The organism is Novosphingobium sp. GW835-FHT14H07, assembly GCF_058793515.1.
In genome coordinates this window covers 44,592-56,365 of record NZ_JBXAFX010000014.1, presented here as the reverse complement: position 1 = coordinate 56,365, position 11,774 = coordinate 44,592, and the positions used below count along the sequence as shown (strand labels likewise).

General features: G+C 65.2%; 13 protein-coding genes. 10 read left to right on the top strand and 3 right to left on the bottom strand.

Going from position 1 to position 11,774, the window contains the following annotated elements; translation table 11 throughout:
* Window positions 1-44 precede the first annotated feature (44 nt).
* From purB to AC1Q5P_RS13850, 4 genes are all read left to right on the top strand, one after another.
* Window positions 45-1,361 carry an adenylosuccinate lyase gene (purB, locus tag AC1Q5P_RS13865; protein ID WP_039334274.1) on the top strand — a complete coding sequence of 439 codons (1,317 nt, stop codon included), beginning with the start codon at window positions 45-47 and terminating at the stop codon, window positions 1,359-1,361.
* A gap of 82 nt (window positions 1,362-1,443) precedes the next feature.
* Window positions 1,444-1,761 (top strand): lipopolysaccharide assembly protein LapA domain-containing protein, encoded by a 318-nt coding sequence (locus tag AC1Q5P_RS13860; RefSeq protein WP_062348484.1) that lies wholly within the window; start codon window positions 1,444-1,446, stop codon window positions 1,759-1,761.
* Window positions 1,758-2,432: an orotidine-5'-phosphate decarboxylase gene (pyrF, locus tag AC1Q5P_RS13855; RefSeq protein ID WP_492519236.1), complete on the top strand. Its 675-nt coding sequence runs from the start codon at window positions 1,758-1,760 to the stop codon at window positions 2,430-2,432. The genes AC1Q5P_RS13860 and pyrF overlap by 4 nt, the downstream gene beginning before the upstream one ends.
* Window positions 2,433-2,436: 4 nt before the next feature.
* Complete coding sequence (locus AC1Q5P_RS13850; protein WP_039334280.1) at window positions 2,437-2,940, top strand: GNAT family N-acetyltransferase; 504 nt, start codon at window positions 2,437-2,439, stop codon at window positions 2,938-2,940.
* A gap of 5 nt (window positions 2,941-2,945) precedes the next feature.
* On the opposite strand, the gene AC1Q5P_RS13845 is transcribed toward AC1Q5P_RS13850, so the two are convergent.
* The gene (locus AC1Q5P_RS13845) at window positions 2,946-3,551 is read right to left on the bottom strand and encodes a hypothetical protein (protein WP_492519235.1); all 606 of its coding nucleotides are present in this window, start codon (window positions 3,549-3,551) and stop codon (window positions 2,946-2,948) included.
* A 138-nt stretch (window positions 3,552-3,689) separates the two neighbouring features.
* Between AC1Q5P_RS13845 and AC1Q5P_RS13840 the strand changes: the two genes are divergently transcribed.
* Window positions 3,690-4,466 (top strand): SIMPL domain-containing protein, encoded by a 777-nt coding sequence (locus tag AC1Q5P_RS13840; protein WP_492519234.1) that lies wholly within the window; start codon window positions 3,690-3,692, stop codon window positions 4,464-4,466.
* A 44-nt stretch (window positions 4,467-4,510) separates the two neighbouring features.
* Entirely contained in the window at window positions 4,511-5,155 is a 645-nt protein-coding gene (locus tag AC1Q5P_RS13835) for a phosphoribosylanthranilate isomerase (RefSeq protein WP_492519233.1), read from the top strand.
* A 149-nt stretch (window positions 5,156-5,304) separates the two neighbouring features.
* On the opposite strand, the gene AC1Q5P_RS13830 is transcribed toward AC1Q5P_RS13835, so the two are convergent.
* Window positions 5,305-5,763: an outer membrane protein gene (locus tag AC1Q5P_RS13830; protein WP_492519232.1), complete on the bottom strand. Its 459-nt coding sequence runs from the start codon at window positions 5,761-5,763 to the stop codon at window positions 5,305-5,307.
* 383 nt (window positions 5,764-6,146) lie between these two features.
* On the opposite strand from AC1Q5P_RS13830, the gene trpB reads away from it, so the two are divergent.
* The 4 genes from trpB (at window position 6,147) to AC1Q5P_RS13810 (ending at window position 10,405) form a co-directional block, all read left to right on the top strand.
* Window positions 6,147-7,361, top strand: coding sequence for a tryptophan synthase subunit beta (trpB, locus tag AC1Q5P_RS13825; RefSeq protein WP_039334290.1), 1,215 nt, complete (start codon window positions 6,147-6,149; stop codon window positions 7,359-7,361).
* The gene (gene trpA / locus AC1Q5P_RS13820; protein ID WP_492519231.1) at window positions 7,358-8,158 is read left to right on the top strand and encodes a tryptophan synthase subunit alpha; all 801 of its coding nucleotides are present in this window, start codon (window positions 7,358-7,360) and stop codon (window positions 8,156-8,158) included. Before trpB ends, trpA begins: the two co-directional genes overlap by 4 nt.
* Window positions 8,155-9,006 (top strand): acetyl-CoA carboxylase, carboxyltransferase subunit beta, encoded by an 852-nt coding sequence (gene accD, locus AC1Q5P_RS13815; RefSeq protein ID WP_039334295.1) that lies wholly within the window; start codon window positions 8,155-8,157, stop codon window positions 9,004-9,006. The genes trpA and accD overlap by 4 nt, the downstream gene beginning before the upstream one ends.
* A gap of 91 nt (window positions 9,007-9,097) precedes the next feature.
* Window positions 9,098-10,405 carry a bifunctional folylpolyglutamate synthase/dihydrofolate synthase gene (locus AC1Q5P_RS13810; RefSeq protein ID WP_492519230.1) on the top strand — a complete coding sequence of 436 codons (1,308 nt, stop codon included), beginning with the start codon at window positions 9,098-9,100 and terminating at the stop codon, window positions 10,403-10,405.
* On the opposite strand, the gene AC1Q5P_RS13805 is transcribed toward AC1Q5P_RS13810, so the two are convergent.
* Window positions 10,406-11,731 (bottom strand): AmpG family muropeptide MFS transporter, encoded by a 1,326-nt coding sequence (locus AC1Q5P_RS13805; protein ID WP_492519229.1) that lies wholly within the window; start codon window positions 11,729-11,731, stop codon window positions 10,406-10,408. It abuts the gene before it with no gap.
* Window positions 11,732-11,774: the final 43 nt, after the last annotated feature.

Sequence of the window (11,774 nt, the reverse complement as noted above, 5' to 3'; positions counted from 1 at the left end):
CGGCCCCGGCGAAGCCTGCCGCGCCAAGATTCACGGAGTCGAACATGGTCCCCCGTTACGCCCGCCCCGCAATGACCGCGATCTGGGAGCCGGAAGCCCGCTACCGCATCTGGTTCGAGATCGAAGCGCACGCCACCGAAAAGCTGGGCGAACTGGGCGTGGTGCCGCCTTCGGGCGCCAAGGCACTGTGGGACTGGTGGGCGACCAACCCCGCCATCGACGTCGCCGCGATCGACGCGATCGAGGCCGTGACCAAGCACGACGTCATCGCCTTTCTTGACTGGGTGGCGCAGCAGGTCGGCCCCGAAGCCCGCTTCATGCACCAGGGCATGACCAGCTCGGACGTGCTCGACACCACGCTCAGCGTACAGCTCGCCCGTGCCTCGGACCTGCTGCTGGCCGATCTGGACGCCCTGCTCGAGGCGATCAAGCGCCGCGCGTTCGAACACAAGTACACCCCGACCATCGGCCGCAGCCACGGCATCCATGCCGAGCCGACCACCTTCGGCAAGAAGCTCGCCGAAGCCTATGCCGAGTTCACCCGCTGCCGTGCGCGCCTTGTCGCCGCGCGGGCGGAAGTCGCGACTTGCGCAATCTCGGGCGCGGTCGGCACGTTCGCCAACATCGATCCTTCCGTTGAAGAATACGTCGCCGACAAGCTGGGCCTTGCGGTCGAGCCGGTTTCCACCCAGGTGATTCCGCGCGATCGTCATGCGATGTTCTTTGCGACGCTGGGCGTCATCGCCTCGTCGATCGAACGCCTTGCCGTGGAAATCCGCCACCTGCAGCGCACCGAAGTGCTCGAGGCGGAGGAATACTTCTCGCCCGGCCAGAAGGGCTCGTCGGCGATGCCGCACAAGCGCAACCCGGTGCTGACCGAGAACCTCACAGGCCTTGCCCGCATGGTCCGCTCGGCCGTCACCCCGGCGCTGGAGAACGTGGCACTGTGGCACGAGCGTGACATCTCGCACTCCTCGGTCGAGCGCTTCATCGGCCCGGACGCGACGATCACGCTCGATTTCGCACTCGCCCGCCTGACCTCGGTGGTCGACAAGCTCGTGATCTACCCCGAGCGGATGCAGAAGAATCTCGACAAGATGGGCGGCCTTGTCCACTCGCAGCGCGTGCTGCTGGCGCTGACCCAGGCCGGGTTGGAGCGCGACGCTTCTTACCGTCTGGTGCAGCGCAATGCGATGAAGGTGTGGGAATCGGACGGCCAGCTTTCGCTGATGGAACTGCTCAAGGCGGACCCTGAGGTCGCTGCGGTGCTGAGCGCGGAGCAGATCGAGGAGAAGTTCAACCTCGATTACCACTTCAAGGCCATCGACACGATCTTCGCGCGGGTGTTCGGGGAAGCCTGAGCCCCTTCCTGCCGGGACTCGCCAAGAGACTTAACCTGTCCTAATCATCGGAGCAGGACGGGTGGCTCACGGAGCGAAAGGCATGAGGATGCTGCGCACGATTTTCTGGGTACTCGTCGTTGGCGTGCTGGCTGCGTTCACCGCAGCCAACTGGCAACCGGTCGAGGTCCGCATCTGGGAAGGCCTGCTGCTGGAGACCCGCCTGCCCGCGCTGGTGATCCTTGCTTTCCTGCTCGGTCTCGTCCCGACCTGGCTGCTGTACCGGACGACGCGCTGGCGGCTGACGCGGCGCATTGCCAACCTCGAGGCATCGCTTGGCGCCAAGGCCGCGCCTTCGCTGTCGTCGACCAATCTCGAAACCGCGCGTGACGCGGATACACTCAAGAGCGAGACCCCGTGAGCAACCCGATCTACCTTGCCCTCGACCTGCCCCGGCTCGACGCCGCCATCGCGCTTGCCCATAAGGTCAAGGGCCACGTCGGCGGGCTGAAGCTGGGCCTCGAGTTCTTCTGCGCGCATGGTCATCATGGCGTGCACGAGGTGGCCAAGGTGGGCCTGCCGATCTTCCTCGACCTGAAACTGCACGACATCCCGAACACGGTGGCGGGCGCGATGCAGTCGATCCATGTGCTCGAACCGGCGATCGTGACGATCCATGCCGGCGGTGGCCGCGCGATGATGGAGGATGCCAAGGCGGCGGCAGGGGAGCATACCAAGGTCGTCGCCGTGACGGTGCTGACCAGCCTCGACGACAGCGACATGGCGGCGATGGGCGTTGGCGGCTCGGCCCATGACCAGGCGCTTCGCCTTGCCGACCTCGCCCAGGAAGCCGGGCTCGATGGCATCGTCTGTTCGGGGCATGAGGTCGGAGCGATCCACAAGCGCTGGAGGAACGGTTATTTCGTGGTGCCGGGCCTGCGCCCTGCCGACGGCAAGCTGGGCGACCAGAAGCGCGCCGTCACCCCTCGCGCCGCACGCGATGCGGGCGCCAGCGTGCTGGTGATCGGCCGCCCGATCAGCCGCGCGGAAGACCCGGTCGCCGCCGCGCGCGCGATCGAGGCAACGCTCTGACCCCATGATCCGCTTTCGGTTGGCCAAGGCTGGGGACGTGCCAGCGCTGCGGGCGCTGGTCGAGAAAGCCTATCGCGGTGACACCGCCAAGCGCGGTTGGACGCACGAGGCGGACCTGCTCGACGACGAACGCACGAGCGACGCGGAACTCGCCGAGACCATTGCCTCGACATCATCGAGGGTGCTGCTCGCCGAGATCGACGGAGCGCTGGCAGGCACGGTAACGATCACCGATGTGGGCCAGGACCGCGCCTATCTCGGCATGCTTTGCGTCGATCCCGACCTTCAGGCCGAAGGCCTGGGCCGCGCACTGATTGCCGATGCCGAGGATATGGCAAGCGAAGTGTTCGGCGCGCGGCTCATGGAAATGACCGTCATCGACGCGCGGCCCGAACTGATCGCCTGGTACGAACGCCGCGGGTATGCGCGCAGCGGCGAGACGCGGCCGTTCCCCAATGGCGAGGCCGTGCCGTTCCGCATGGTTGTGCTTGAGAAAGACCTTAGCTGAGCGGTCTATTCGGGCGACGGTTCCGAACCGGCAGCCGAATCGCCATAATCGCTCGGCACTTCGGCCTGTGCCTCGCTCGCAGCCTGCTCGGCCTCAGCAATGTCGCGGTGCATTTCGGCATCCTGCTTGAGCGCCTTGCCTGCAGCCCCTGCAAAGCTGCCATCAACACCGTCGCTTGGCCAGCGGTAGGCAGTCGAGCCCCCGGCAAGCTCCGGGTTGAATGGACGGTCCTTCAGCGTGGCATCGACCAGTTCGATCACGCGGTTGCGGATCATGTTGTGGGCCATGCCTGCCGCTGCGCCTTCCCCGGCGCCGCCGCCCTCGCAGGTCACCTTGACCTTGGTCAGCACGGGCTCAAGCTCGGTCAGGTGCATGTGGCAGACGCGGTGGGCCATGTCGCCCAGGGCATCATAGGTGACTTCGGAGCCGCCATTGCCGGTGATGGTCGTCCGCAACCGGAAGAACGGCCCGTCTCCGGACGACGCGATGCGGGCAGAGAGCAGCTTGTCGTATGCCTGCTTGCGGCTGAGCGGATATTCGTCAGGCTCGGCGGCGCATCCAGCAAGCAGACTGGCCAGTGCAACTCCAAGAATCAGCCCCGAACGCTTCATGTATTCCCCCCACCCAACATGAACATCACATAACCGCGAAGGATTAATCCGGGGTTTCGCGTTTAACCGGGCACCAGTTCAGGTGTGCGACAGTTGGACTGGGCAAGTCTTGCCGCAATCCATCAGGAGACAAGCCCCGTGAAGTTCTTCAAATCCGCAACCGTTCTTGCCGCACTGCCGCTGGTCGCGCTCGCCGGCGCAGGCTTTGCGCAGAGTGCGCACGCGCAGGCCGTCTCGTCCGGGCCCGTCGTCGCCGCTGGAAACACCCTGCTCAACATCTCGGCAGAGGGCAAATCCGCCCGCACACCTGACCTCGCAGTGTTCAACGCCGGCGTCACCACGCAGGGCAAGACAGCGGGCGAAGCGCTGACCGAGAATGCGCAGCGGATGACCGCTGTCATCGCCGCCCTGAAGAAAGCCGGCATCGCCGAGCGCGACATCCAGACCAGCAACCTCTCGGTGAACCCGGTCTACGGCCAGCCCAAGCGCCTGCCCGACGGCTCCTTCGAACAGCAGGATCCGGTCATCATCGGCTATCAGGCGACCAACCAGGTCTCGGTCCGCCAGCGCAAGCTCGACCAGTACGGCAAGGTCATCGATACGCTGGTTTCGGCCGGTGCCAACCAGGTCAACGGCCCCACCTTCCAGATCGACAGCCCCGATGGTGCCCTCGACGAGGCGCGGCTCGAAGCCATGAAGAAGGCGCGGGCGCGGGCCGATCTCTATGCCAGGGCCGCAGGGCTGCGCGTTGTCCGCGTGCTCTCGATCAGCGAAAACGGTGGCTGGGCGCCGCCGCAGCCGCCCGTGATGTTCGCCCGGGCAGAAAAGGCCATGGTGCAAAGCGCTTCGCCAGTGGCCGCAGGCGAGCTTGAAATGACCGTGACCGTCAACGTCAGCTACGAACTGGCGCCCTGAGGCCTGATTGACATGGGCGGCGCGCCTCTCCTAACGCGCCGCTCATGCCTGTATCGTCCATCAAGATCTGCGGGGTGACCACCCGCGACGCGCTTTCCGCCACGATCGAGGCGCGGGCAAGCCATGTCGGGTTCAACTTCTTCCCGCCCTCCCCGCGCTTTCTTGCGCTGGCCGATGCTCCGGCCCTGGCCATGCAGGCCGAAGGCCGGTTGACCCGCGTCGGCGTGTTCGTCGATGCCGATGATGCGGCTCTGGGCGATGCCGTGGCCGCGGCCCGGCTCGACGCAATCCAACTGCACGGCAAGGAAGACCCGGCGCGGGCGGCGGCAATTCGCACCCGTTTCGGCAAGCCGGTGTGGAAGGTGATTTCGGTGGCAGGCCCGGGCGACGTGGCCAAGGCCGATGCCTATGCCGGGGTTGCCGATTTCATCCTGTTCGATGCCAAGACGCCGAAGGGCGCGGCGCTACCCGGTGGCCTTGGCCTTGCGTTCGATTGGGACCTGCTGCGTGCCTACAAGGGTCCGCTGCCATGGGGGCTTGCCGGGGGGCTTTCGCCCGCGAACGTGGCAGAGGCCGTGCGCGGCACCGGCACGTCGCTGGTCGATGTGTCGTCGGGCGTGGAAAGCGCTCCGGGCGTCAAGGATGCCGACCGTATCCGCACATTCTGCTTTAACGCACGAACTGCCTGATTCTCTGCTGAAAGCCGACACGTCGCAAGCACACCCCCTCCCGCCTCCAGGAGCGGAGTGATAGCGACGCCCTTGTGCTGATCGCCCAAACGAAAACGGGCGACCTCTTTTGAGGCCGCCCGCTTCATTTCGCTTGTGGCGAAGTTCGATCAGAACTTCACGCCGAGGCCGACAGCAACTGCGTCGACGTCGATCGTGCTGTCCTTCACGAAGAAGTGACGGTACTCGACCTTGCCATAGAGCTTGCCGAACGAGTGCTGGTAGCCAGCGCCGGCAGTCCAGGTGCCGTCGCACAGGTCGCAGAATTCGGTGTTGTAACCGCCAACAGCGTAGAGCTTGCCAGCTTCGGCGATCTTCGCACCGACGCGGCCGTTGAAGCCGAACGAAACCTTGGTGCCTTCGGTCAGCAGCTTGTCAGCCGAAACTTCGGCGCCGACGAAAGCGGTTTCACCGAGGTCGTAGTCGTAGCCAGCGGCCACGCCAGCGATTGCTTCGCTTTCACCATCGCTCCATGCAACGCCGCCACGTGCTTCGACGCGGGTTTCGTTGGCGAGAGCCGGGGTAGCCGCAACAAGCGAGGCGGCGAGAGAGATAAGAACCAGACGCATAGATTTTACTCCTGACTTTTTGGCCCCTTCTGTGAAGGTGGCGAGGCGGCAGGTAGAACCGGTCCAGTTCGGAGACAATGACGAAAGTCACAAGAAATTCAAATCCATCCGAGGATGTGACATAGCTGCAACATTCGGCAGCCTAACAATCGCAGATACTTTCGAGAATTACTTGGCCATTATTACAACGCCAAAAGGCGACCCCTTTCGGAGCCGCCTTCACGACGTTGCAAGGACGCCCTAGTCTGATCAAGATTGCCCGCACATGAACGGATCGTGCAGGTTGCCGCAATGCAGCATGGTATCCTTGCACCGCCCCTGCCCCAAAGGCGAAGGCATTGCAAATCTGGACTTTCCGCAAAGGCTCTGCCAAGCGCGAGCCCATGAACGCGCAGACTCCCAACAGCTTCCGCAACCAGCCCGACGAACGCGGCCACTTCGGCCAGTTCGGCGGTCGCTATGTCGCCGAAACGCTGATGCCGCTGATCCTCGATCTCGAGCAGGAATATCGCAAGGCCAAGGCCGACCCGGCGTTCCAAGCCGAGTTCGACGATCTGCTCGAACACTATGTTGGCAGACCGAGCCCGCTCTACTTCGCGCCACGGCTGACCGAAGAGTTAGGCGGTGCGCAAGTCTGGTTCAAGCGCGACGAGCTGAACCACACTGGCGCGCACAAGATCAACAACTGCATCGGCCAGATCCTGCTCGCCATGCGCATGGGCAAGACGCGGATCATCGCCGAGACCGGCGCGGGCCAGCACGGCGTCGCCACCGCCACGGTCTGCGCGCGCTTCGGCCTGCCTTGCGTGATCTTCATGGGCGCAACCGACGTGGAGCGGCAGAAGCCCAACGTGTTCCGCATGAAGCTGCTGGGCGCCGAAGTCGTGCCCGTCACCGCGGGCGCGGGCACGCTGAAGGATGCGATGAACGAGGCGCTGCGCGACTGGGTGGCGAACGTGCACAACACGTTCTATATCATCGGCACTGCCGCAGGTCCCCACCCCTATCCGGAACTCGTCCGCGATTTCCAGAGCGTGATCGGCAAGGAAGCGCGCGCGCAAATGCTCGCCCGCACCGGACGCCTGCCTGACGTGCTGGTCGCGGCCATCGGCGGCGGTTCGAACGCCATCGGCCTTTTCCACCCGTTCCTCGATGATGCCAGCGTCAAGATGCTCGGCGTGGAAGCGGCGGGCCATGGGCTGGACAAGGAGCACGCTGCATCGCTCGCAGGCGGACGCCCCGGCATCCTCCACGGCAACAAGACCTACCTGCTGCAGGACGAAGACGGCCAGATCACCGAAGGCCACTCGATCTCGGCGGGCCTCGACTATCCCGGCATCGGGCCCGAGCATTCATGGCTCAAGGAAATCGGCCGCGTCGATTATACCTCGGTGACCGACAAGGAAGCCCTGGACGCCTTCCAGCTGCTCTGCCGCACCGAAGGCATCATCCCCGCGCTGGAACCCGCCCACGCCATCGCCGCCGTCAAGAAGCTCGCGCCGACGATGGACAAGGACCAGATCATCCTCGCCAACCTGTGCGGTCGGGGGGATAAGGATATCTTCTCGGTGGCGGAGCATCTGGGAGTTTCGTTGTGACCCGCCTCTCCTCCGCCTTCGCCAAGGGCCGTCCCGCCCTCGTCACTTTCGTCACGGGCGGCGATCCGACGCCTGACGCCACTGCTTCCATCCTCGACGCTCTCGTCGAAGGGGGCGCGGACGTGATCGAACTGGGCATGCCCTTCACCGATCCGATGGCCGATGGGCCGGCGATCCAGCTGGCCAATCTGCGTTCGCTCGGCGCTGGCACCAAGACGGCCGATATCCTGCGCATCGCCACCGAATTCCGCGCGCGTCATCCGGAAGTGCCGCTGGTGCTGATGGGCTATGCCAATCCGATGACCATCCGTGGCGCCGACTGGTTCGCCGCCGAATGCGTCAAGGCGGGCGTCGATGGCGTGATCTGCGTCGACATTCCGCCAGAGGAAGACGCCGAACTTGGCCCTGCCCTGCGCGCGGCCGGCGTTTCACTGATCCGCCTCGCCACGCCGACAACCGACCATGCGCGGCTGCCCGCCGTGCTCGAAGGTTCGTCCGGCTTTCTCTACTACGTCTCGGTCGCCGGGATCACCGGGATGCAGCAGGCTGCGCAATCGTCCATCGAAGAGGCCGTGGCGCGGATCAAGGCTTCGGCGACGATTCCGGTTGCCGTCGGCTTCGGCGTGCGCACGCCCGAACAGGCCGGGGCCATTGCCAAGGTTGCCGATGGCGTTGTCGTCGGATCGGCCTTCATCGATCTCGTCGCCAAGCATGGCGCGGATGCGGCAGGACCGGTGAAGGAACTCACCGCTGCGCTTGCCGCCGCCGTCCACTCTGCCCGCAAGGAACTCGTATGAGCTGGCTCAACAAGGTCCGTAACGCCCTCCCCTTCACGCCGAAGCGGGACACGCCGGACAACCTGTGGATCAAGTGCCCTTCGTGCAGCGAAATGCTGTTCACGAAGGACTATGAGGACAACCTCTCGGTCTGCTCCTATTGCGACCACCACGGCCGCATTGGTGCCGACGCACGGTTCGACCAGTTGCTCGACGCTGGCTACGAGCTGCTGCCCGCGCCCAAGGTCAAGGAAGACCCGCTCAAGTTCCGCGACAGCAAGAAGTACGTCGATCGCCTGAAGGCCGCCCGCGCTGCCAATCCCCATGCCGATGCGCTGACCAATGCCTTCGGCAGGATCGAAGGGCAGAAAGCCGTGGTCGGCGTGCAGGAATTCGCGTTCATGGGCGGCTCGATGGGCATGGCTGTGGGCAATGCCTTCGTCGCCGGATGCGAGCGCGCGATCAAGGAGAAGTGCCCCTACGTGGCCGTGACCGCAGCAGGCGGCGCGCGCATGCAGGAGGGCATCCTCAGCCTGATGCAGATGCCGCGTTCGACCGTGGCCATCGCCCGCCTGCGTGCGGCAGGCCTGCCCTACATCGTGGTGCTGACCGATCCGACCACCGGCGGCGTGACCGCGTCCTACGCGATGCTGGGCGACGTGCAGATTGCCGAACCCGGTGCGCTCATCGGCTTTGCCGGACAGCGCGTCATCCAGGACACGATCCGCGAGAAGCTGCCCGAAGGCTTCCAGCGCGCCGAATACCTCCACGCCCATGGCATGGTCGACATGGTCACCCACCGCCGCGACCTGAAGGTGACGCTGGCGCAGGTGATCGATTACCTGATGGCGGGCAAGGCGGCGGCTTAAGGGCCCCTCCACCAACAGCAAAGTTCCTCCCCGTTTTCACGAAGTGCAAATGGGGAGGTGGCATTGGCAACGCCAATGACGGAGGGGTTGCTTGAAGGACTTCGCGATCTCCGAGAACCCGGCGGTGCAGGCGCAGCTTGACCGCCTCGGGGCACTGTCGCTGCCATCGGGGCGCCTTGGCCTCGATACCGTGCGCGAACTCTGCGCGCGGCTTGGCAATCCGCAGGACCGCCTGCCGCCGGTGTTCCATGTTGCTGGAACCAACGGCAAGGGTTCGACCTGCACCTACCTGCGATACATCCTCGAGGCCGAAGGGCTGACGGTTCACTCCGCCACCAAGCCGCATCTGGTCCGCTACAACGAACGCATCCGCATCGCCGGCAAGCTGATCGAGGATGACCTGCTCGCCGCGCTGCTCAAGGAAGTGATGGACGCGGGCGAAGGGCTTGAGCCGAGCTTCTTCGAGGTGACCACGGTCGCCACTTTCCTGGCCTATGCGCGCACGCCTGCGGACGCCTGCGTGATCGAAACCGGGCTTGGCGGCAGGCTCGATGCCACCAACGTGATGCCGACCGCTGCGGTATGCGGGATTGCGACGCTGGGCATGGACCATGAAGCGTTCCTGCTCGCGCCCGAAGAGGGCGTGCCGACCGATCCGCTTGCCCGGATCGCGTTCGAAAAGGCCAGCATCGCGAAGCCCGGCGTGCCGCTCGTGACGATGGCCTATAGCCAAGTCGCCGCCGATTCGGTGGCCGAGACGGCGGCTCGAATCGGTGCGCCGTTGATCATGCGTGGGCGCGACTGGGATGCCGAGATTGCCAGCTCGATCCTCTATCGCGACGAGCATGGCGAGTTGCCGCTGCCCCTCCCCGCCCTGCCCGGGACGCACCAGGCAGAGAATGCGGCGCTGGCCGTCGCGATGATCCGGCACCAGCATGCCGTGCAGGTGACGCTGGGCGCGCTCGGCAAGGGCATCGTCGATGCGCGGTGGCCTGCGCGCTTGCAGCGTCTGGGCGCGGGGCCGATGACAGATCTGGCAGGCGGGCGGACCGTCTGGCTTGATGGTGGGCACAATCCCGATGCGGGGCGTGCGATTGCGCGGCATCTTGAAGGCCAGCCACCGGTGCACCTGATCATGGGCATGCTGGCCAACAAGGACCCCTCGGCGATACTCGCGCCGCTGGCGGACCGCGCCCTGTCAATCTCCGTCGTACCGGCCCCCGGGCACGATGCGCACAAGCCTGCTGACTTTGCGCCGTTCACCAGCCTGCCCGTCGGCAGTTTTGCCACCGTGCCTGAAGCGCTGGCCGCCTTGCCACCCGAGGGTGACGTGCTGATCGTCGGTTCGCTCTATCTCGCGGGCGAAGTGCTGCGGATGAACGACGAGATTCCGGACTGATCAGGCGAAAGGATCGGCGTCCGACTTCTCCTCGCCCGCCGTGCCCATCGCCGCATCGACAAGGCCGCTGCGGCTCATCCACCAGAACAGCACGATGCCCGGCAGCGCCAGCACCGTGGTGAGCAGGTAGAAGTTCACGTAGCCCATGCCCTCGATCAGCGCGCCTGCGGTGGTGCCGGTGGCAAAGCGGCCGACGATGCTCGCAGCAGCGGAGATCAGCGCATATTGAGCCGCCGTGTAGCGCAAGTCGCACAGCGCCGAGAAGTAGGCGACGACAACGACGCCGCCATAGCCCGAGGCGACGTTCTCGAATCCGATCGCGCCGGCCATGCCCAGGTTGGAATGGCCAGCCGCCGCAAGCGCCGCGAAGGAAAGGTTCGACACCGCCATCAGCACCAGCGCCAGCAGGACCGAGCGCTTCAGGCCCATCTTCGCATAAGCCACGCCGCCGATGAACACGCCGATCAGGTAGGCCCAGAAGCCGACGCCAACGTCCCAGATCGCGATTTCGTCGTTGGTGAAGCCGAGATCGTCGAACAGTAGCCGGAAGGTGAGGTTCGCCAGCGTGTCGCCCACTTTGTGAACAAGGATGAACAGCAGCACCAGCCAGGCGCCGTGACGGCGGAAGAATTCGCCGAACGGCCCGATGATCGAGGCAATGACTTCGCCGACTCCCTTGCGCGCGGTGGGCTCGCGGTGGCGTTCGGGTTCACCCAGGATCAGCGCCGTCAGCATGGCCGGCAGGGCGAAGAGTGCACAGGCGAGATAGGCCGCGCTCCAGCCGGAACGCGCCGCCATGAACAGCGCCAGCGCCCCTGCCCCTGCCGAGCCGATGCGCCAGCCATACTGGCTCATGCCCGAGCCGGTGCCGAGCTGGTAGGGCTTCAAGGTCTCGATGCGGTAGGCGTCGATCACGATGTCGAAAGTCGCCCCCGCGACGCCCACCAGCACTGCCGCCAGCACCGTCGCGCCAAGATCCGCCGAGGGATCGACCAGCGCCAAGTTGGCGACTGCGGCCATGACCAGAGATCCGGCCAGCAGCATCCATGATACACGCTGCCCCATGCGCCCGAGCAGCGGCAGATGTACACCGTCGACCAGCCATGCCCAGAAGATCTTCAGGTTGTAGACGAGAAACGCGAGCGTAAAGGCGGTGACCGTCTTCTTGTCGATCCCGTCCTGCGCCAGACGCGTCGTCAGCGTCGCGCCGATCATCGCATAGGGGAAGCCCGAGGACACGCCGAGGAAGAACGCGGCCAGCGATTCCTTCTCAAGATAGGGGCGCACCGAGTCCCACAGGTTCCGGTCACTGGCCTCGGTGCTCATCGACGACTGCGCTCCCTCAAATGTTGCTGGCAGACTAGCGGCC

Coding starts and splice junctions, on each gene's coding strand:
- purB (WP_039334274.1), top strand. CDS start 45: ATGGTCCCCCGTTACGCCCGCCCCGCAATGACCGCGATCTGGGAGCCG.
- AC1Q5P_RS13860 (WP_062348484.1), top strand. CDS start 1,444: ATGAGGATGCTGCGCACGATTTTCTGGGTACTCGTCGTTGGCGTGCTG.
- AC1Q5P_RS13850 (WP_039334280.1), top strand. CDS start 2,437: ATGATCCGCTTTCGGTTGGCCAAGGCTGGGGACGTGCCAGCGCTGCGG.
- AC1Q5P_RS13845 (WP_492519235.1), bottom strand. CDS start 3,551: ATGAAGCGTTCGGGGCTGATTCTTGGAGTTGCACTGGCCAGTCTGCTT.
- AC1Q5P_RS13835 (WP_492519233.1), top strand. CDS start 4,511: ATGCCTGTATCGTCCATCAAGATCTGCGGGGTGACCACCCGCGACGCG.
- AC1Q5P_RS13830 (WP_492519232.1), bottom strand. CDS start 5,763: ATGCGTCTGGTTCTTATCTCTCTCGCCGCCTCGCTTGTTGCGGCTACC.
- trpB (WP_039334290.1), top strand. CDS start 6,147: ATGAACGCGCAGACTCCCAACAGCTTCCGCAACCAGCCCGACGAACGC.
- accD (WP_039334295.1), top strand. CDS start 8,155: ATGAGCTGGCTCAACAAGGTCCGTAACGCCCTCCCCTTCACGCCGAAG.
- AC1Q5P_RS13805 (WP_492519229.1), bottom strand. CDS start 11,731: ATGAGCACCGAGGCCAGTGACCGGAACCTGTGGGACTCGGTGCGCCCC.